23 protein-coding genes and 1 pseudogene are annotated in these 19,610 nt (G+C 62.2%); 17 read left to right on the forward strand and 7 right to left on the reverse strand.

Annotated features, from left to right (window positions below; translation table 11 throughout):
* From AC1DXU_RS13345 to AC1DXU_RS13400, 12 genes are all read left to right on the forward strand, one after another.
* A complete protein-coding gene (locus tag AC1DXU_RS13345; RefSeq protein WP_477369114.1) occupies positions 1-474 on the forward strand; it encodes a hypothetical protein in 474 nt (157 codons plus the stop codon).
* 116 nt (positions 475-590) lie between these two features.
* On the forward strand, positions 591-950 hold the full coding sequence (locus AC1DXU_RS13350) for a hypothetical protein (RefSeq protein WP_477369117.1): 360 nt from the start codon (positions 591-593) through the stop codon (positions 948-950).
* A gap of 149 nt (positions 951-1,099) precedes the next feature.
* Positions 1,100-2,020, forward strand: coding sequence for a DMT family transporter (locus AC1DXU_RS13355; protein ID WP_477369119.1), 921 nt, complete (start codon positions 1,100-1,102; stop codon positions 2,018-2,020).
* A gap of 58 nt (positions 2,021-2,078) precedes the next feature.
* Complete coding sequence (gene mobA / locus AC1DXU_RS13360) at positions 2,079-2,711, forward strand: molybdenum cofactor guanylyltransferase MobA (protein WP_477369121.1); 633 nt, start codon at positions 2,079-2,081, stop codon at positions 2,709-2,711.
* The gene (mobB, locus tag AC1DXU_RS13365) at positions 2,708-3,217 is read left to right on the forward strand and encodes a molybdopterin-guanine dinucleotide biosynthesis protein B (protein ID WP_477369123.1); all 510 of its coding nucleotides are present in this window, start codon (positions 2,708-2,710) and stop codon (positions 3,215-3,217) included. The genes mobA and mobB overlap by 4 nt, the downstream gene beginning before the upstream one ends.
* Before the next feature lie 158 nt (positions 3,218-3,375).
* On the forward strand, positions 3,376-4,158 hold the full coding sequence (locus AC1DXU_RS13370) for an ABC transporter substrate-binding protein (protein WP_477314916.1): 783 nt from the start codon (positions 3,376-3,378) through the stop codon (positions 4,156-4,158).
* A 122-nt stretch (positions 4,159-4,280) separates the two neighbouring features.
* Positions 4,281-4,994 carry an ABC transporter permease gene (locus AC1DXU_RS13375; protein WP_477314918.1) on the forward strand — a complete coding sequence of 238 codons (714 nt, stop codon included), beginning with the start codon at positions 4,281-4,283 and terminating at the stop codon, positions 4,992-4,994.
* Complete coding sequence (locus AC1DXU_RS13380) at positions 4,991-5,809, forward strand: ABC transporter permease (protein ID WP_477369125.1); 819 nt, start codon at positions 4,991-4,993, stop codon at positions 5,807-5,809. Before AC1DXU_RS13375 ends, AC1DXU_RS13380 begins: the two co-directional genes overlap by 4 nt.
* A gap of 110 nt (positions 5,810-5,919) precedes the next feature.
* Entirely contained in the window at positions 5,920-6,789 is an 870-nt protein-coding gene (locus AC1DXU_RS13385; RefSeq protein ID WP_477369127.1) for an NAD(P)-dependent oxidoreductase, read from the forward strand.
* An 8-nt stretch (positions 6,790-6,797) separates the two neighbouring features.
* The gene (locus AC1DXU_RS13390) at positions 6,798-7,499 is read left to right on the forward strand and encodes a DNA alkylation repair protein (protein ID WP_477369129.1); all 702 of its coding nucleotides are present in this window, start codon (positions 6,798-6,800) and stop codon (positions 7,497-7,499) included.
* Between the two features lie 97 nt (positions 7,500-7,596).
* Positions 7,597-8,037, forward strand: coding sequence for an N-acetyltransferase family protein (locus AC1DXU_RS13395; protein WP_477369131.1), 441 nt, complete (start codon positions 7,597-7,599; stop codon positions 8,035-8,037).
* 46 nt (positions 8,038-8,083) lie between these two features.
* Positions 8,084-8,656, forward strand: a complete 573-nt coding sequence (locus tag AC1DXU_RS13400) for a DUF3299 domain-containing protein (protein WP_477314928.1) — start codon at positions 8,084-8,086, stop codon at positions 8,654-8,656.
* Positions 8,657-9,063: 407 nt separating this feature from the next.
* Here the strand turns inward: AC1DXU_RS13400 and AC1DXU_RS13405 are convergent, their stop codons facing one another.
* From AC1DXU_RS13405 to AC1DXU_RS13420, 4 genes are all read right to left on the reverse strand, one after another.
* The gene (locus tag AC1DXU_RS13405; RefSeq protein ID WP_477247033.1) at positions 9,064-9,555 is read right to left on the reverse strand and encodes an Lrp/AsnC family transcriptional regulator; all 492 of its coding nucleotides are present in this window, start codon (positions 9,553-9,555) and stop codon (positions 9,064-9,066) included.
* A gap of 107 nt (positions 9,556-9,662) precedes the next feature.
* Positions 9,663-10,280, reverse strand: coding sequence for a uracil-DNA glycosylase family protein (locus AC1DXU_RS13410; RefSeq protein ID WP_477369133.1), 618 nt, complete (start codon positions 10,278-10,280; stop codon positions 9,663-9,665).
* Between the two features lies 1 nt (position 10,281).
* On the reverse strand, positions 10,282-10,893 hold the full coding sequence (locus AC1DXU_RS13415) for a glutathione S-transferase (protein WP_477369135.1): 612 nt from the start codon (positions 10,891-10,893) through the stop codon (positions 10,282-10,284).
* Between the two features lie 56 nt (positions 10,894-10,949).
* On the reverse strand, positions 10,950-11,573 hold the full coding sequence (locus tag AC1DXU_RS13420) for a thermonuclease family protein (RefSeq protein ID WP_477369137.1): 624 nt from the start codon (positions 11,571-11,573) through the stop codon (positions 10,950-10,952).
* Between the two features lie 75 nt (positions 11,574-11,648).
* On the opposite strand from AC1DXU_RS13420, the gene AC1DXU_RS13425 reads away from it, so the two are divergent.
* On the forward strand, positions 11,649-13,172 hold the full coding sequence (locus AC1DXU_RS13425; protein WP_477369139.1) for a sensor histidine kinase: 1,524 nt from the start codon (positions 11,649-11,651) through the stop codon (positions 13,170-13,172).
* Positions 13,173-13,177: 5 nt separating this feature from the next.
* Here AC1DXU_RS13425 and AC1DXU_RS13430 read toward each other — a convergent pair whose 3' ends face one another.
* On the reverse strand, positions 13,178-14,176 hold the full coding sequence (locus AC1DXU_RS13430) for a nicotinate-nucleotide--dimethylbenzimidazole phosphoribosyltransferase (protein ID WP_477370339.1): 999 nt from the start codon (positions 14,174-14,176) through the stop codon (positions 13,178-13,180).
* A 187-nt stretch (positions 14,177-14,363) separates the two neighbouring features.
* On the opposite strand from AC1DXU_RS13430, the gene AC1DXU_RS13435 reads away from it, so the two are divergent.
* Entirely contained in the window at positions 14,364-14,597 is a 234-nt protein-coding gene (locus AC1DXU_RS13435) for a DUF1289 domain-containing protein (protein WP_477314940.1), read from the forward strand.
* Positions 14,598-14,610: 13 nt separating this feature from the next.
* Entirely contained in the window at positions 14,611-15,315 is a 705-nt protein-coding gene (locus tag AC1DXU_RS13440; protein WP_477369141.1) for a TIGR02281 family clan AA aspartic protease, read from the forward strand.
* Between the two features lie 6 nt (positions 15,316-15,321).
* On the opposite strand, the gene dusA is transcribed toward AC1DXU_RS13440, so the two are convergent.
* Complete coding sequence (gene dusA, locus AC1DXU_RS13445; protein ID WP_477369142.1) at positions 15,322-16,317, reverse strand: tRNA dihydrouridine(20/20a) synthase DusA; 996 nt, start codon at positions 16,315-16,317, stop codon at positions 15,322-15,324.
* A gap of 114 nt (positions 16,318-16,431) precedes the next feature.
* Here dusA and AC1DXU_RS13450 point away from each other — a divergent pair, with 114 nt between their 5' ends.
* The gene (locus tag AC1DXU_RS13450) at positions 16,432-17,493 is read left to right on the forward strand and encodes a site-specific integrase (protein WP_477369144.1); all 1,062 of its coding nucleotides are present in this window, start codon (positions 16,432-16,434) and stop codon (positions 17,491-17,493) included.
* 260 nt (positions 17,494-17,753) lie between these two features.
* Positions 17,754-18,001, forward strand: a pseudogene (locus AC1DXU_RS13455) (sugar ABC transporter ATP-binding protein); the annotation flags it as partial.
* A 9-nt stretch (positions 18,002-18,010) separates the two neighbouring features.
* Here the strand turns inward: AC1DXU_RS13455 and AC1DXU_RS13460 are convergent.
* Complete coding sequence (locus AC1DXU_RS13460) at positions 18,011-19,591, reverse strand: phytoene desaturase family protein (protein ID WP_477369146.1); 1,581 nt, start codon at positions 19,589-19,591, stop codon at positions 18,011-18,013.
* Positions 19,592-19,610 lie beyond the last annotated feature (19 nt).

Here is a 19,610-nt window from a genome sequence, read left to right on the forward strand (position 1 = left end):
ATGAAACGTCTTTTCCCGACCCTGGCGTTAGCTGCCGTGATCGCAACGACCACGGCTGTTGCCGCGCCATTCACCTATGTCAACGAGCGCTTTGGCACCGTCTGCACCTTTCCCGACGAGGTCTTCACCGATCGCCAGCCCGAACCGGAGAATGGCGACGGACAGGTATGGCTCAGCGCCGACGGCGCCAGCCTGACCTGCTCGGGCATTTACAACGCTGACGATGACACCCCGAAAGGCTTTGTCGCAGCCGAGAAAGCCAGCAAGGAGCCGGGCTACACGATCACCTACAGCAAGACCGGCAAGGACTGGGCGGTGCTGTCGGGCTTCAAGGACAAAAACATCTTTTACGAGCGCCGCCTGTTCGGCAAGGATGGCATCATCCGCACTGTCTGGATCGACTACCCGCCTGCCTTGAAATCGAAATATGACCCTCTGGTCGGGCCGATCGCCGGCAGCCTCAAAGGGCCATGAGCATTTTCGGTAACACCCCAGAAAAAGTCTCGTCCGCAGGCGTTGCCTGATTTACCGCCAGCATGTTCCGGCCTAGCTTTCCGCGCGGCGGAATCGTCGCTCACAGGGGGAATACCATGCGCAAACTCATTCTTTCTCTCGCATTGCTCGGTCTCGCGACTGTCCCGGCGGCAGCCCAGTCGATCGGCGGCACCTACACTGTCGCCGGCACCAATTTCGACGGATCGGCCTATGGCGGCGAAGCCACGATCACGCTGACCAGCGAGACGACCTGCACGATTCATTGGGAGACTGGCGGATCGTCCTCGGACGGCATCTGCATGCGCAATGATGACGCCTTTTCCGCCGGCTATGTGATGGGCAAGGAAATCGGCCTCGTCGTCTACAAGGTGCAGGAAGACGGTTCGCTGCACGGCCTGTGGACGATCGCCGGCAAGGACGGCAACGGCACCGAAGTGCTGACACCGAAGAAATAAACGCTGCCACTCCAGCCCGCGGTCGTCATCTCACGGCCTGTCCGGCGAATAGCGCGGGCCACACCGAAAAGCTGTGGCCCAGTCCTTTGGCGTTGCTGTTTGGAAACCGGCTGTTACAGGCTTGATCCAACCCAAAACCGGTAACGCCCTTGCCTCTTTCCCCAAACCTTCGCGGCGCGCTGTTCATGATCGTGGCGATGGTTGGCTTCACCCTCAACGACGCCATCACCAAATTCTCGTCGGAATCGATGAACATGGCGCAGGTCATGCTTATCCGCGGCGCCTTTGCGTCGCTGTTCGTCGGCCTGCTCGCCTGGCAGCGCGGGGCGCTGGCCCGGCCGGGCTCGATGCTGCAGCCGATGGTGGCGATCCGCGTCATCGGCGAGGCCGGCGCCACCGTGGCCTTCCTCGTCGCCCTTGCCCATTTGCCGATCGCCAATGTCTCGGCCGTGCTGCAGGCGTTGCCGCTGGCGGTGACGATGGGCGCGGCACTGGTGTTCAACGAAGGTGTCGGCTGGCGCCGCTGGCTGGCCATCGCTGTTGGTTTTGCCGGCGTGCTGATCATCGTGCGGCCTGGGTTTGAGGGGTTCAGCGTCTATTCGCTGCTGGCGCTGACCAGTGTCGCCTGCTGTGCGGTGCGCGACCTCGCCACCAAGCGAATACCGCAAGCCATTCCGACATTGCTGGTGTCGACCGCCACCGCGCTTGCCATGACGGTGCTGGGCGCGGCATTGCTGTCACCGATGGGTGGCTGGACACCGATGACGGCAAAAAGCACGGCGCTGCTGGCACTGGCGGCGGTGCTGGTGCTGATCGGCTACCAGTTCATCATCATGGCGATGCGGGTGGGCGATATCTCCTTCATCGCACCGTTCCGCTACACCGCCCTGCTGTGGTCGATCCTGCTAGGGCTGTTCATCTTTGGCGACCTCCCCGACCTGCCGATGATCCTCGGCGCCACGATCATCATTGGCTCCGGCCTTTACGCGCTCTACCGCGAGCGCGTCGTCGGCCGGCAAAAGACCGCCGCTGAAAGCGCTGGACCGGATATGGCGCCGGACGGCATATAAGGCCAACCGTCGAGGGCGGTTTGAAAGCGTTCTGATTTTGGGGCTGGCGTACAGGCCGATGAGCCAAGACATTGCAGGGATCATTCTGGCCGGCGGCCAGTCCAGGCGCATGGGTGGCGGCGACAAGAGCCTGCTAGCCCTTGGCGGCGGCAGCGTGCTGGACCACGTCGTTGCGCGTTTTGCGCTGCAGGTCGGGCCTTTGGCCCTCAGCGCCAATGGCGACCCGTCGCGGTTTGCTCAAGTCGCATTTCCGGTGCTCGCCGACACGGTGACAGGCTTTGCCGGACCGCTTGCCGGGATATTGACCGGGCTCGAATGGGCCGCCGCGAATAGGGCCTGCCAGTCACTGGTGACGGCCGCCGGCGACACGCCTTTCCTGCCAAACAATCTGGTCGAACGGCTGATGGCTGCAGCTGAAGAGCGTCCGGGTTCGATTGCCGTCGCCCGTTCAGGCGGCAAGCAGCATCCGACCTTCGCGCTCTGGCCGCTAAGCCTAGGCGCTGCCTTGCGGCGCTTCCTGGTCGACGAGAACAACCGGCGGGTTTCCGCCTTCATCGACCGGCATGATTTTGTCGAGGTGGAGTTTCCGATGTTTGCAGCCGGCGGGCATGAGATCGACCCGTTCTTCAACATCAACACGCCGGACGACCTTGCCGAAGCCGAATGGCTGCTGCAAAGCATAAGCCCATGAACAGACGCGTTTTTGGCATTACCGGCTGGAAGAATTCCGGCAAGACGACACTGACGGAAAAACTGGTCGCCGAGCTTGTGCGGCGCGGTTGGAAGGTGTCGACGGTCAAGCACGCGCATCATGATTTCGACATCGACAAGCCCGGCGCCGACAGCTTTCGCCATCGGCAGGCAGGCGCCACGGAAGTCGCGATCGTCTCCGGCAAGCGCTGGGCGCTGATGCACGAACTGCGCGGCGAGGACGAGCCGACGCTGGAGGCGATCCTGTCGCGGTTGGCACTGTGCGACATCGTGCTGGTCGAAGGCTACAAGCGCGAAGCGCACAGCAAGATCGAAACGCGACGGCTGGAGGCCAGCGATCGGGCGCCGCTGTCGGCAAGCGACCCGCATATCGTCGCCATCGCCGCCGACTTTGCGGTTCCCGGCGAAAGCCTGCCGGTGTTCGATCTCGACGATACGAAATCGATAGCCGACTTCATCGAGCGTACGACTGGTCTCGTTACTTGAGCCGTGACGCAGCGGCAGAATAGCTTTGCCGATCGCGGTGGTTTTACAGTTGCTTTTTTCCCGGAAAGAGTGGGAGTATCCCGATCAGCGGGCGGTCAAAAGCACCGCCCCACAGAGCCGTACGGAACCACGGCCGGGACCATAAAGAGAGGACTATCATGCGTATTGCACTGCGTATCGCGCTCGCCGCATCGGCTGCGCTGCTGACGCTCGGCGTAGCCCAGGCCCAGGAGAAGACCCTGCGGATCGGCACCGAAGGCGCCTACCCCCCATTCAACAACCTGACCGCCGACGGCCAGCTCGTTGGCTTCGACATCGACATCGCCAAGGCGCTTTGCGACGAGATGAAGGTCAAGTGCACCTTCGTCGCGCAGGATTGGGACGGCATCATCCCGGCGCTGCAGGCCGGCAAGTTCGACGCCATCATCGCTTCGATGTCGATCACCGCGGAACGTGCGGAGAAGGTCGACTTCACCCACAAATACTACAACACGCCGCCGGCGATCGTCGCGCCCAAGGACAGCGACATCAAGGGCGTGACCAAGGAAGACCTGGCTGGCAAGACTGTCGGCGTGCAGGCTTCGACCACGCACTTCAACTATGCGACCGCGACCTACACTGACAGCACGATCAAGCCCTATCCGACAGCGCAGGAATACCAGCTCGACCTGGCCAATGGCCGCCTCGATGCTGCCAATGACGACATCGTCGTTTTGCAGCAATGGCTGGACTCGCCGGACGGCGCCTGCTGCAAGCTGGTCGGTGCGATCAAACCTGACGTCAAGATCCACGGTCCGGGTGCCGGCATCGCGGTGCGCAAGGGCGAGACCGATTTGGTCAACCAGTTCAACGCCGCCATCGACGCCATCCGCGCCAACGGAAAGTACAAGGAAATCAACGACAAGTACTTCAAGTTCGACGTCTATGGCGGCGATTCTTGATCGCGGCTTTCTGATCAAGAGAACGGCGGGATAACCCCGCCGTTCTTGCAAGGACACGCCGGGCACGAGGGGTGGCGCGGCGTGGCTCTCAAAAGCGCAGATGCGGGAGAACAGGCGAGCGGATGCAGAGCGTATGGACGCTTCTCAGTTGGGGACCCGATGGCTGGCTTGACGACATCGCCTATGGTGCCATTGTCACCGTTCTTCTGGCGCTGGCCACGCTTCCCATCGGTCTGACGATCGGCTTCTTCGTGGCGTTTGCCAAACAGTCCGAAGAACCGTCGCTGCGCCTGGCCGCCAACATCTACACGACGATCTTCCGCGGCTTGCCGGAGCTGGTGACGCTGTTCCTGTTCTTCTTCGGCGCGCCGCTGATCCTGCAATATCTGATCAGGCTGATTTACCCCGGCTCAACGGTCGACGTTAACGGCTTCGTTGCCGGCATGATCGTGCTTGCCCTCATCTTCTCGTCCTATGCCAGCGAGGTTTTCCTCTCGGCGTTCCGCGCCATCCCGAAGGGCCAATATGAAGGCGGCTACGCCATCGGCCTGTCGAACTGGCAAACAATGCGCAAAGTGATCTTGCCGCAATTGCTCCGCATCGCGTTTCCGGGCCTCGAAAATTGCTGGCTCAGCCTGCTCAAGGATACGTCTCTGGTGTCGGTGGTCGGCCTGGCCGAGACGCTTCGTGCCGCCAATGTGGCCGCGAAGGTCACCAAGCACACATTCCTGTTTTACGGCGTGGCCTCGCTGGTGTTCCTTGGACTGGCCATCGTGTCGTCGTTCGGCACCAATGCCATATTGCGGTCTTTGGGCAAGCGGGAGGCACAGCGATGAGTTCCGTGGCCATCGTCGAACGGCCCCCTCCGCGTACACGCGGCTGGCCGCGTACGCGCATTGCCGGCTATGCGCTGGTTTGCATGTGGATCGCTTTCGGCGTCGGCATCGTCGCCTACCTGGTCCTGGCCTGGAATGGCGAGCTTTTCGCGAAATATGCGCCGAGCTACGTGCAAGGCCTCGGTGTCACTCTGGCCCTGGTAGCCATATCGATGGTGTCGGGTGCCATCCTGTCCCTGCCGGTCGCCTATGCGCGCATGTCGAGTAACCGGATTCTCTCCAGCCTGGCCTACGGTTATGTCTATTTCTTCCGCGGCACGCCGCTGCTGGTCCAGACCTTTCTGGTCTACTACGGCGTAGGCTCGTTCAAGCCACAGCTCGAAATGGTCGGGCTCTGGGGCTTCTTCCGCGAAGCGTTCAACTGCGGCGTCTTTGCTTTCGCGCTCAACACCGCCGCCTATCAGGCCGAGATCCTGCGCGGCGCGATTGAAAGCGTGCCAAAAGGCCAATGGGAAGGTGCCGCTTCGCTTGGCCTGCACAAGTTGCAGACGCTGCGCAAGGTCATCCTGCCCCAGGCGCTGATCGTCGCGCTCAGGCCGTACGGCAACGAGCTCATCCTGATGGTCAAAGCGTCCGCCATCGTCGCCATCATCACCGTCTACGATCTGATGGGCATGGCCAAGCTGACCTATGCGCGCACCTTCGACATCCAGGCCTATATCTGGGTTGCCCTCGTTTATCTCGTCATGGTCGAGATATTGCGGCACGCGATCGAATGGATCGAGCGGCGGATCACCATACATCTGAAGCGCTGAGCGGTTTGTCCTGCGGCTGCACCACGCAATCCTGATGCCGCGGCGGCTTGACGAATTCGCCGCATGGCCTAGACGTTCGGGCGATCAAATTCCCGTCGGAAGGTAGAACTATGGCATCGGTGGCATTTCTCGGTCTTGGCGTCATGGGTTATCCGATGGCCGGGCATCTTAAGAACAAGGGCGGCCACGACGTCACCGTCTACAACCGCACGACGGCAAAGGCCGAGCAATGGGTTGGCCAACATGGCGGCAGCCTTGCCACGACCCCGGCCGAAGCCGCCGACGGCAAGGATTTCGTCTTCTCCTGCGTCGGCAATGACGACGATCTGCGCTCGGTGACGACAGGGCCGCAAGGCGCCTTCAGCTCGATGAAGAAGGGCGCGATCTATATCGACAACACCACGGCGTCGGCCGAAGTCGCGCGCGAACTGGCGGAGAAGGCCGACGTGCGCGGCTTTTCGTTCCTCGACGCGCCGGTCTCCGGTGGCCAGGCCGGTGCCGAAAACGGCGTGCTGACGGTGATGGTCGGTGGCGACCAAGAGGCCTTCGACACGGCCAGGCCGGTCATCGATGCCTTCGCCCGCATGGTCGGGCTGATGGGGCCGGCCGGTTCGGGCCAGCTCACCAAGATGATCAACCAGATCACCATCGCCGGCCTCGTCCAGGGACTGGCCGAAGGCATCCATTTCGGCAAGAAGGCCGGGCTCGACATCGAAAAGGTCATCGAGGTGATTTCCAAGGGTGCCGCCGGCTCGTGGCAGATGGAGAACCGGCACAAGACGATGAATGCCGGCAAATATGATTTCGGCTTCGCCGTCGACTGGATGCGCAAGGACCTCGGCATCTGCCTCACCGAGGCCGACCGCAACGGCGCCAAGCTGCCGGTGACCGCACTTGTCGACCAGTTCTACAAGGATGTGCAGGCGATGGGCGGCAAGCGCTGGGATACCTCTTCGCTGCTGGCCCGTCTGGAAAAATAAGGTTCGCCGTGGCCGAGCTTTCGCCCCAATCCAGTGCCGATGAGATCGTCGCGCATCTGCGCTCGATTGGTTCGGAGGACAATCGCCAGGGCATGCTGCGCTACGGCATCAAGATCGAACGTGCGCTCGGCATTTCGCATGGCATGCAGCGGCAGATTGCCAAGAAGATCAAGCGCAACCACGAACGTGCCTTCGCGCTTTGGCAGACCGGGATCATGGAGGCGCAGTTCATCGCTTCCGTCACCGCCGACCCGAAGCTGTTCACTGCCGCCGACGCGCGGCAATGGGCGGCGTCGTTCGATTCCTGGGATATCGTCGATGGCGTCTCCGATCTCTTTGTCGACGCGGAGTGTTGGAAGGAACTGATCGACGAATTCGCGGCGGACGAGCGGGAGTTCGTTCGGCGCACGGCCTTTGCCATGATGGCCTGGTCGGTCGTTCACCGGAAGAAAGAGCCAATAGCGACCTTTCTCGGCTTCCTCCCGGTCATTGAAGCGCATGCCACCGACGGCCGCAATTTCGTGAAGAAGGCCGTGAACTGGGCGCTTCGTTCGCTCGGCAAGCGATCGATGGAAATGCATGGCGCTGCGCTTGCCGTCGCAGAGCGGCTGGCGCAGTCGAGCGACAAGACGGCGCGCTGGATCGGCAAGGACGCCGTGCGGGAACTGACCAATGCCAAGACGCTCGAGCGGATCGCCAAAAAAGGCTGATCTGGCAAAAGTCCGTTTTGCCGAGGTAACACGGGAAACGCGCGCCGATTTCGAAAGCCTGTTCGAAGCCCCGGGTGGACCTAAGTATTGCTGGTGCATGGCCTGGCGCCACTCCAGCCGCGAGCACATCCAGAACGATGAAAAGAAACGCATGATGATGGCGCTGGTCGAGGCCGGCACGCCCGTCGGCATTGTCGCCGAGCTGGAAGGCCAGACCGTCGGCTGGTGCTCGGTCGCGCCGCGCGAGACCTATCGCAAGCTGTCGCCGCAACAGGACGATGCCGAGACTGGCGTCTGGTCGATCGTCTGCTTCTATGTGCCCCGAGCCTTGCGCGGCGGCGGACTGGCGGCTGGACTGCTCGATGCGGCCATCGATCATGCTTTCGCCAAGGGCGCCAGGACGATCGAGGCCTACCCGGTCGAGCAAGCGTCGCCGAGCTACCGTTTCATGGGCTTTAGCGACATGTTCCTGGCGCGTGGCTTTCACGAGACCGGCATGGCCGGTGCTCGCCGACATGTGATGCGGCTCGAGCGTTGACGCCCTTGGCGGCGACGGCTTTACTCCACGGCAAAGGGAGCGGCCAATGATCAACCGTCTCAAATCGACCACGGCGCTCGTGGTCGTTTTGTTTGTGTCTATTGCGGCTGCCAACGCCTCGGCCGAGACCGCGCACATCTTCTGGAAGGATCTGCGCCCGGCAAGCCAGGTCGCCGCCGAAAGCGTCGGCCTGCCGATGATCGCGGCCAAAATGCCCGACCATGGCGAGACGCTGTCGCTCAATCTGCAGAACAAGACCGTTGAGTTGGCCGGCTATGCACTGCCGGTCGACCGCGATGGCGACCTTGTCTATCAGTTCCTGCTGGTGCCGTGGACGGGTGCGTGCAGCCACATGCCGACACCGCCGCCCAACCAGATCGTGCTGGTCACGCCTGCCCGCCCCTACAGGATGTCGGAGGCCTACCAGCCGGTTTCCGTCACCGGTGCGCTGCAGCCGGGCCTGGAAAAAAGCCAGCTGTTCATCCTCGACGGCGCCAGCGTCATCCAGTCGGGCTACACCGTGCGCAAGGCCGAGGTGACGAGCGTCGACACGGTGCCGGACACGATCACCCTGCCGGTGAATTCGCCCTGGAGTTTCCTCAACAAAAAGAAGAACTAAGCGGGGAATTTTGCGGTCCAACTGGCGCTCCCCTTCATCCGGAGCGACGTCGGCTACGTTGCAAATACGAATAGACAAGGATACATTTGGCCACACTCATCAGCGGTCGACCTTGACCGACAAGCCAACCATAGCTGCATGCTTCAGACCCTCAACAAAATATACAGCCCCAACATTTTCGTATGGTTTGGGCGCTGTGCTTTGTTTTATTTTCTATTCGTCTATGTTTTTGCCGGCCTCTCACTAAGGCATTTTATCTATGCGAGCATAGTTTACTTTGCAATTAATATTGCGATTAGCGTATTACTAAACCTCTACAGGAGACTACGCTCCGACAGGAATAGCCTTACCAACTAGCCTAGCACTGGTCGCCCTTGTGACGGGGCCTGAACGAAGGGCGACGGGCCTCAAGCCGCGTTGGCGCCCGATTCCTTGTCCAGAACCATGTAGTCCAGCGGCATTTCGGTCGTGTACTTGATCTGCTCCATGGCGAAGGACGACGACACGTCGCGGATTTCGATCTTGGCGATCAGCCGCTTGTAGAAGGCATCGTAGGCGGCGATGTCGGGGACGACCACGCGCAAGAGATAGTCGACGTCGCCGCTCATGCGGTAGAATTCGACCACTTCGGGAAATTCCTGGACGACCTCGGAAAAGCGGCGCAGCCATTCATGGCTATGCGAATTGGTGCGAATCGACACGAAGACGGTGACGCGCACATTGACCTTTTCATGGTCGAGAATGGCGACGCGCCGCTTGATGACGCCCTCTTCCTCGAGCTTCTGGATGCGCCGCCAGCAGGGCGTGGTCGACAGACCGACTTTCTTGGCGACATCGGCGACCGCGAGCGTCGCGTCCTCCTGCAGGAGGCGGAGAATTTTTCTGTCAAGGCGGTCCATTAGGTGCTCCTGAGGAATAGTTTGGCTATATTCCGCCTTATCCCGGCCATTCACAAGAAATAAATTCTGCCGGATGGCACAAAAGCGAGTGATTTCTTGCTGAGTGGTCAACCGATGCGATAGCGGATTTCCGATCTCAGAAACGGCAGCAAATCCATTTCAAACCACGGATTCTTCTTCAGCCAGCCGCTGTTGCGCCAGGACGGATGCGGCAGCGGCAGCACTTTCGGGCTGCTCGGCGCATCCCAGACGGCGCGCCAATCCTGCACCGTCTCGGTCAGCGAGGACCGGCGCGCAGTGCCCATATGCCAGGATTGCGCATAGAGGCCGATCGTCAGCACGAGATCGATGCACGGCATCAGCGCCATCAGCGGCGCGCGCCAGGCCGGTGCACATTCGCGGCGCGGCGGCAGGTCGGCGCCCTTGGCGTCCTGGCCGGGAAAGCAGAACCCCATCGGCACGATGGCGAAATTTTCCGTGTCGTAGAATTCTTCCGCGCTGACGCCGAGCCAGCTGCGCAAGCGGTCGCCAGAGGCGTCGGTGAACGGCATGCCCGAGATGTGCACCTTGGTGCCCGGCGCCTGGCCGGCGATGAGGATGCGGGCGCTGGATGACGGCAGCAGCACGGGACGCGGCTCGTGCGGCAGCGGCCGGCCAACCGGACTGTCGACGCAGATGCGGCAGGCGCGGACCTTTGCAGTCAGGCGTTCGAGTTTGGCCTCCATCTCAGGCAGCAGCGCTCGGCCGGCTGGAGATCGCGCCGTGCCAACGCAGCACGTTGGTACACTCCTCAGGCACCTTGATGCGCGCCGGCTTCATGAAATCGATGGCGATCAGCCCGGTGATGTCGGCGATCGAATAGAAGTCGCCGGCGGCGAACTCGCGGTTTGCCAGCTCGGCGTCGAGGAGCTTCAGGAATTCGAGCGCCTTTGGCTTGTTGGCCTCACCCCATTCGGGGATTTGCGGGATTTCCCATTCCTTCATCGCCGGATGGATGTGGCGAAAGGCCTGCGCGACGCAGCTCAGCAGATTGAACTCCATACGCCTTTGCCACATCTCGACCTGCGCCTTGCCGAGCGCGCCCTCCCCGAACAGAGCGGGCTGGGGATGCAACTCTTCGAAATAGCGGCAGATGGCGACGGATTCGGTGATGATGGTGCCGTCGTCGAGTTCGAGCACCGGCAGGCGCCGCAGCGGATTGCGCGAACTGACCGGCTCCTGCCTGTGTCCCATCGCACCCATGTCGACAGGCACCAGCGGAACCTCCAGCCCCTTTTCGGCGAGGAAAACCCTGACCCGCCTCGGATTGGGCGCGCGGCCACCGTCGAACAGCTTCATTCCCATCCTCCTCGATCTCTTCCGCGACTATAGGGCGCTCAGCGATGCGTTGAGTATCACCAGAAGCGAAAAATCTCGCGCAGCGCATCGCCGATCGAAGCCAGCGTGCCATGCTTTCTTTCGACCGGCCCGTCATGGTGGGTTTGGCGCCAGTCCTGCGGCTCGTCGAAGGTGCCTGCCCAGATGCCGGCCTTGCCGGCGCGGGCACCGGCTTCCTCGGTCTCGAAATCGCCATAGGCGACCGCCCATCCCGCCTCGACCTGGGCGCGGTTGAGATCCTTGCCGTCGGCCTTGCAGTCGCCAAGCAGCCGGCCATAGCGGTCGCGTTGCCAGCCGCTGCAGGAGACGGGTTTGCCTGATATCAGCCGCACCAGCGACTGGCGCGCGAGCTTGCCGCAGGGATAGTCAGCGCCGTCCTTGCGGCAGATCTGCTGATATTCCGGGGCGTCGATGCCACGCATGCGGATGCGCTCGGAGCCGAGCGTGATCGAATCGCCGTCGTTGACGATTGCCGCACCTTGCGCCTTGCGCGTCTCGACCCGGTCAAGACGCGCCGCAAGCAGGATCAGCAGGCCGAGAAGGATGATCGTCAACCCGTAATCCACCAGTCTGCGCCACAGGCTGCGCGGCGGCGGCGGATTGTATCGCCGGCGAGGCCTTTGCGACCACGAACGGCTCATATGGCAAACAGTCTCTTAATCATTCGAACGTAGCTTAAGAATTTGAAATCGCTGCGCGTATGAATTGAAATTTCCATGCCTTTGCTACGCTCGAACACAGCGGATAAATTCATTGTGGACCGCAGGAAACCCCATCGCAACAGCGATGTGGCGCGCGCGGTGCGCAAGACGCGCGACCGTCTCTCGCAGCAGGCCGGCAATCCCGATTTCGACCGCGAACTGCTGAAGCTGCACGCGCGCGCCATGGTGGGCGGCGCAATTGCCATCCCTTTGCTTGTGCTGGCGATCGCGGCGGCTGGGCTGTTTGCCGGCATGGACAGCAAGCAGATCGGCGTCTGGGCACTGTTCACGCTCATCTGCTACACCGTCGTCGTGTTCATGGCGCGGCGCATCGAACGCACTGAAGCTTCCGAGCTCAACCCATTGCAAACGCGAAGGGATTTGCTCATCGGCCATTCGCTGTGCGGCCTCGGTTGGGCCTGGTTCGCCTGGCTCGGCTGCGACGCATGCCAGGTCGACCAGTTCCAGGTGGTCAAGGCGGTGGTGCTGCTGCTTGCCATGGCGGCAACCGCCATCATGGCGTCGTCGCTGCGCGGCGCGCTGCTGGCGACCTTTGCCATTCCGGTGGCGGTCTATGCCTATTCCGGAGCCAAGCAGTGGATGCCGGTCGAGGCGATCATGGTCGGGCTGCTCGTCGCCGCCCTGCCGTTCTTCGACTATGTCGCCAGCCACCTCAACCGCTCGTCGCTGATGCTTTTGTCGTTCCGCTCCGAAAAGGACGCGCTGATCGCCGAGGTGGAGACGGCGAAATCGATGTCGGACGAAGCACGGCGGCGGGCTGAAGACGCCAATCTGGCAAAGTCGCGTTTTCTGGCCTCGATGAGCCACGAACTCAGGACGCCGCTCAACGCCATTCTCGGCTTTTCCGAGGTGATGGCCAACGAGGTGCTCGGACCGATGAGCAACCCGACCTATCGCGACTACGCCCATGACGTGCACGAGTCCGGCCAGCATCTGCTCGACCTGATCAACGAGATCCTCGATTTGTCGCGCATCGAAGCCGGGCGCTACCAGCTCAACGAGGAGCCGGTGATGCTGCTCGCCATCGTCGAGGATTGCTGCCACATGATGGAGCTGAAGGCGCGCAACAAGGACATCCGCATCGTCCAGGATTTCGAAAGCACCCTGCCGCGTCTGTTCGCCGACGAACGCGCGCTGCGGCAGATCACGCTCAACCTTTTGTCCAACGCCATCAAATTCACGGCAACCGCCGGCGAAATCCGCGTGCGCGTCGGCTGGACTGCCGGTGGCGGACAGTACATCTCGATCAAGGACAATGGGCCAGGCATACCGGAAGACGAGATTCCGGTCGTGCTTTCCGCCTTCGGCCAGGGCTCGATCGCCATCAAGAGTGCCGAACAGGGCACCGGGCTGGGGCTGCCGATCGTGCAGGGCCTGCTGGCCATGCATGGCGGCGAATTCGAGCTCCATTCCAGACTGCGCGAAGGCACCGAGGCGATCGCCATTTTCCCGCCGAGCCGGGTGATGGAGAAATTGCCGGCGCTGCCGACCCAGGCGGTCGCCGCGCGACGTCGCTGATTGCACTAGGCTTTGACGGCCGCTGCCATCCCCGAGCTGGTGAGCGCGGCGGCTTTCACCAGGCCCGCGGCAAGAGCCGCCCCCACCCCTTCGCCATGGCTCATGCCGAGATCAAGCAGCGGGCGCAGGCCGAGCCGTTCGGCCGCCCGCTTATGCCCGGGCTCCGGCGACAGGCCTGCAAGCAGGCAATGGTCGAGAGCAGCCGGGTTGGTGGCATGCAGCACGGCGGCCGCGGCGGTCGCCGCAAAGCCGTCGATCAGCACCGGGATCTTCTGCATCCGGGCGGCCAGAATGGCTCCGGCGATCGCCGCGAATTCGCGACCGCCGACCCGGCGCAAGGCTTCAAACGGGTCCCTGAGGCTGGCGCCGTGAAAGGCAAGTGCCGCGTCGACCATCGCGGCCTTGCGCGCCTGCATCGCCGCGTCGGCGCCCGAACCAGGCCCGACCCAGTCGGCGCCGCTGCCGCCAAACAGCGCGGCACACAGAACGGCAGCGACAGTCGAGTTGCCGACGCCGAGATCGCCAAGGCAAAGCAGATCGGTGCCGCCGGCTATGGCTTCCATGCCGAAGGCCATGGTGGCGGCGCAGCCGCGCTCGTCGAGCGCTGCGTCCTCGGTGATGTCGGCGGTCGAAATGTGCAGCGCGAGATCGAAGACTTTTAGGCCAAGATCGTTGGCGATGCAGATCTGGTTGACGGCAGCGCCGCCTGCCGCGCAAAGCTCGACCGCATTGGCGGTCGCCGCTACCGGCCGTGGCGAAATGCCGTGCCGGGTGACGCCGTGATTGCCGGCGAAGACCGCCACCAGCGGCCTTGTCACCGCCGGCGGTGCGCGCCCGCTCCAGGTGGCGAGCCACGCGGCGATGTCTTCGATGCGGCCGAGCGAATTTTTGGGTTTGTCGGCTTTGACAAACAGGGTGCGCACCCTGTTCTGCGCGACCGTATCGGCCGACGGCAGGTTCGCCAGCAGATTGCGAAAATCGTCGAAGGGCAGCGCGCTGGTCATGTCGGTCCTGATCATCCCCTGGGATTGATCAGCGGCATAGCCGCCTTGCCCGGCCGGCACAACCTCCCCTGACATTGGCGCGAAAGCGGTTGCCGGCGGCGCATTCCGAAGGGCTTGCATTGGCTTTGCCGTTGCACCATGTGGAGATGGAACGAGGGATTCCAGACGGACCCCCCAAGAGAAAGTCATGACGGCCATCGAATCCCCGTGCATCCTCGTCTGCTCGATCGACATGAAAACCGGCTTCTGCTTCGGCTGCGGTCGTACGCGCGAGGAAATCGGCGCCTGGATCGATATGACGCCGGAAAGCCGCCGAACCGTGATGGCCGAACTGCCCGCCAGGCTGGAAACGGTCGAGCGGCGACCGCGCCGGGAAACGCGCAGGGGCCGCATGGCGCGCGAGCGCGACGTCCTCTCATGATCCGGCAACGCGCATGAACCGGCTGTTCTGGATCGTGATGATAGCGATCGGCGTCGGGCTGGTCCTGCTCATGCTCAACAATTCCGCCGGCAGCACCTTTGGCATCGAAAACAACGATTTCAGCCGGCTGATCTGGCTTGGCGCCTTCGGCGCGTTGATCAGCGCCGGCCTCATTCGATCCGGAAGGCCGCTCGGGGCCATGGCGCGCAATCTCGGCGCCTGGGGCGTCATCGTGCTGGCGCTGGTTGCCGGCTACCAGTATCGCTACGAATTGCAGGATTTCGCCAGCCGGGTGACGGCCGGCCTTGTGCCCGGCAGCCCGCTGGCATTGGGCGTCGAGGACGGCCACGCGACAGTGACGCTCGACAAGGCCGACAGCGGCCATTTCGAGGCGCGCATCATGGTCAACGGCACGGCAATCCGCACCGTGGTCGACACCGGCGCGACCAGCATCGTGCTGACCGCCGAGGATGCCCGCGCCGCCGGTTTCGATCTGGACAGGCTGAGCTTCACCATACCGGTTTCGACCGCCAATGGCATGGCGCGCGCCGCCTCCGTCAGGACTGACACGGTGGCGATCGGCGACATCGTGCGCAAGGACATGGCGGTCATGGTCGCCGCCCCCGGCGCGCTCGGCCAGAGCCTGCTCGGCATGAACTTCATCGGCTCGCTGTCTGGCTTCGACGTGCGCGGCGACCGGATGATTTTGCGCGACTGACTTTCGTCAGGCTGCCTGTTCGATGCGGCCGAAATCAACCGCGGCGAAGGCCGCCTTCAGCACATCCGGTCCCGCGCCAGGTTTCGTTGCGTCGATCGACAGGATCTGTCGGTAGCGGCGCGCACCAGGCAGGCCATGGAACAGGCCGACCATGTGCCGAGTGACATGACCGAGCCGGCCACCCTGCTCGATATGGTGCGCCGCATAGTCGGCCATCGCATCGATCAGCGCGGCAAAATCGAAGGCGCCGGCTTCGCCGCCATAAACCGCGGCGTCGACACCGGCCAGGATGCCGGGCGTATGATAGGCGGCGCGGCCAAGCATGGCGCCATCGACATGGTCGAGGTGGCGAAGGGCTTCTTCTAGCGATTGAATACCGCCATTGATGCCGATGAACTGGTTCGGCTTTTTGGCCTTCAGGCGATAGACCCTGTCATAGTCGAGCGGCGGGATGTCGCGATTTTCCTTCGGGCTCAAGCCTTCCAGCCACGCCTTGCGGGCATGCACCCAAAGCGCGTCCGCGCCGGCGGCGAAGACACCGTCCGCCAGCGCGTCGAGCGCGGTTTCAGGATCCTGCTCATCGACGCCGATGCGGCATTTGACGGTGACCGGAGTGTTCACCGCGGCCTTCATCGCGCCAACGCAATCGGCAACGACAACCGGCACCTTCATCAGGCAGGCGCCGAACGTGCCCGACTGGACGCGGTCGGACGGGCAGCCGACATTGAGGTTGATCTCGTCATAGCCAAAAGCCTCGCCGATGCGCGCCGCCTCGACAAGTTTTTGCGGATCGGAACCGCCGAGTTGCAAGGCGACAGGACGCTCGGTGGCATCGAAGCCCAGCAGCCGCTCGCGCGCACCATGGATGACGGCGTCCGCCACCACCATTTCGGTGTAGAGCAGCGCCCGGCGCGTCAGCTGGCGATGAAAGAACCGGCAATGCCGGTCGGTCCAGTCCATCATGGGTGCAATAGCCAATCTATGCTCTTGATTTTTCAGCATTTTTTCTTTAACATCAAATCGTTAGAACCTGCCGAGTGCACACGAAGTACGCCAGAATACGACCCTTTTCGCCACGTTTCGATCTCTCAGTGCACACAGAGCGCACACGAAAGAATGGCCACCTACACAAAACTCTCGTCCGGTTCCTGGCGTGTCCAAGTCCGTCGCAAGGGTCGCTACGTCAGCGAGACCTTCCTGCGCCGAGACGACGCACGGCGCTGGGCAACCGACGCCGAGCGCCAAGTCGATCGTGGTGAGACGCCGACCAAGTCCCGTATAGCCCGCCTGAAAACTTTCGGTGAACTCATCGACCTTCATATCGACGACATGTGCGATGTAGGCAAGTCCCCTCGCCGCTCCAAGGCCGCAGCTCTCGATATGCTCCAAAGACACCTGGGGAAGTGCAACCTCGCGGCTCTCGATCGCGAACGGCTCATTCGTTTTGGGCGCGACCGGGCCGCCCAAGGTGCCGGACCGATGACACTCGGCATCGACATCGGCTTTGTAAGACTCATTTTGGCTCATGCCGCTGCGGTGCACGGCCTGCCCGTCAAGGTCGAACCGGTTGATCTCGCGCGTATTGCCCTGAAGAGGCTTGGCCTCGTTGGTAAGGGCAATCAGCGCGACAGGAGGCCAACTCAGGATGAACTCGACAGGCTCATCGCCCACTTCGATGCAAATCCTCGTCAAATAGCGCCGGTTGGTCAGATAATACGTTTCGCCATCGCAACCGCGATGCGCCAGGAGGAAATCTGCAAGGCGCGTTGGTCCGATTTGGAATCTCGCACGCGGATGCTTCTCATCCGTGACCGGAAAGACCCGCGAAACAAGAACGGGAACAATCAACGCATACCCTTGTTCGCGGCAACTGGGTACGACGCATGGGCCATTGTCGAGGAGCGACTGGCCAAGCGAAGCAATGACGATGATCGAATATTCCCATTCAATCATAGGTCAGTCGGCACCGCCTTCCGTTTAGGGTGCGCTGCCCTGGGCATCCACGACCTTCATTTTCATGACTTGCGGCACGAAGGGACAAGCCGACTTTTCGAGGCCGGATTCACAATCGAACAAGTTGCGCTGGTAACTGGGCACAAGGACTGGAAAATGTTGAAGCGCTACACCCATCTGAAGCCGGAGGCTCTCCACGCGCTGTTGGCAGCGCGCGCAGCATAGATGTGAGTGTCATATGGCTTGACGATAGAACAAACCGACTCGAATGTATCTAATAACCCAGCAGGTCGTTGATCTAGCTGGGTTTTTTTGCTTGCGGCTCCGAAAACCGACACATGGTCCGTTAAAAACATTTCACTGGCCACTGTCCACTTGCCATCGACCTTCAAGAGGTGTTGAAGAAGTCGGTGAAGCAGAAGCCGGGGCCGTTGTCGGTATCGACCCAGGCGCCGTTACGCGTCCAAGCAGCAGCCGACTAGCCGCTCAAGACCATGCTGGAACTCAAGGCCCAAGGCGTGGCCCAGGTCACCATCTCGCATCGGCTGACCGACATCTTCGAGGTCGGTGATCGGGTCATGGCGCTCAAGCGCGGAGAAAACGTCGGGACCGCTACATCCGCCATACGACCGAGCAAGAGATCCTGGAGCTGCTGATCGCCGGAACAGCCGACAATGCTCTGACCGCCGACCAGGCGCTAGCAGTCTCAAGGCAGGCCATGCCTGGCGGCTAGTCGTGAGCGTCATCCCGTCAGATGCTGCGCGAGCAGGAAGCCGGACCCCCCGCCCAGCCCGGATCCTGGATGAGTCGAGGCTCCGATCAGATAGAGACCTTCGACATCGGTCTTGTGGTTGACGCTGTGCTTGAACGGCCGCCACAGAAACGCTTGGTCGATGGTGGAGGAGCCGCCGTAGGGATCGCCGCCAACCAGATTGATATTCATGGCCTCGAGATCTGCAGGCGAATAGGCTCGACGTGCGATTACGGATTCCTGGAATCCGTCGATATGCGCCGCAAGCATAGCCTCCACCCGATCGGCATATGCCTCGCGCAGGCTCTCGGTCCACCGTCGGTCTTCCGGCGGACCTAGCAGGCCGGCCGCATCGCCCTTGACGAAGCGGGGCGCCTCCGGCATTTGCAGCCACAAGATGGCCTTGCCTGGGGGACAGCGCGACGGGTCAAGCGCATGCGGTTGCTGAACGCAGATCGTCGGCAGTTCCGGGAGCATGCCGCGCAAAGCTTCGTTGCAAGCCTTGGAAACCCCGTCGATGCCGGCGGTGAGATGCACCACCGCAGCCTTGGCCAGTTCGGGGTTCTTCCAGGCCGGCATCCGGTCGAGTGCATAGTGCATCTGGAAGTTGCCCTTGCCGTGGCGATAGTTCGCGACCGCGTCCGGCTCGTTCATGACTTGGGCGCCGCCAAGCAGCCTTTCATACAGCTGGGTCGGCGTCATCGAGCAGATGACGCCTTTCGCGGCGGAAAACTCCGCGCCCGAGGCAACGCGAACTCCCGTGGTGCGACCTCCCATCCTTATCACGCTCACCACGTCGGCCTGCGTCCTGATCGTTCCGTTGCGCTCCGCGATCAACTTCGAGAAGGCGGAGAGCAGCTTGCCCGCCCCGCCCTTGACTATCGGCGAGCCGCCAGCCTCCAGCGAGAATCCGATCACTTTGCCTATCTGGCCAGAAAAAGCATCCTCGGGACCAAGGCCTGCATGAAGCGACCAAGGGGCCCACAGAGCCCTGGCGACATCGGAGCGGTAGCTCGACTCGAGCCAGGAACGGGCCGGCGTCAGCGCATTGCCAATCACGGCTTTGAGTCCGAGTGGCCCGCGCCGCCAGGCTTCCGTCAGCAGCAGCTTGAGTGTCGCGAAGCTCCACAGGCGCCCGCCCAGCAGGCCGAACAGCAAAGCCGCATCTTTCTCGATTCCTTCCATGTCCTGACGATAATTGGCGCCATCGCCCGAAGCGAGCGTGTCCAGCGCCTGGACATTGTCATCCCGATTGCGCCGGATGACCAGATGTCGGCCGTCGGGTAGAACCACCGCATGCGGCACATCGGTGTTGCAGAATTCGACGCCGAGGCGCTCAAGGTCCGGTCCTAGCACAGAATAGGCGGGTCCAGTAACAAACAGGATGAAGGTCGTTGCCATCACATCGTGGACGAAGCCCGGCGCGGTGATCTCGTCGCTTCGCATGCAGCCGCCGATGCGGTCATTGCGTTCTAGTACCAGCACGCGCTGTCCTTTGCCGCCCAGCATGGCAGCACAGACGAGCGCGTTGATACCGCTACCCACGACGATGTAATCAAAGCTGGTGTTCATGGTCGAACGCTCCCAATGA

It is taken from the genome of Mesorhizobium sp. P3_A10, from assembly GCF_056403175.1.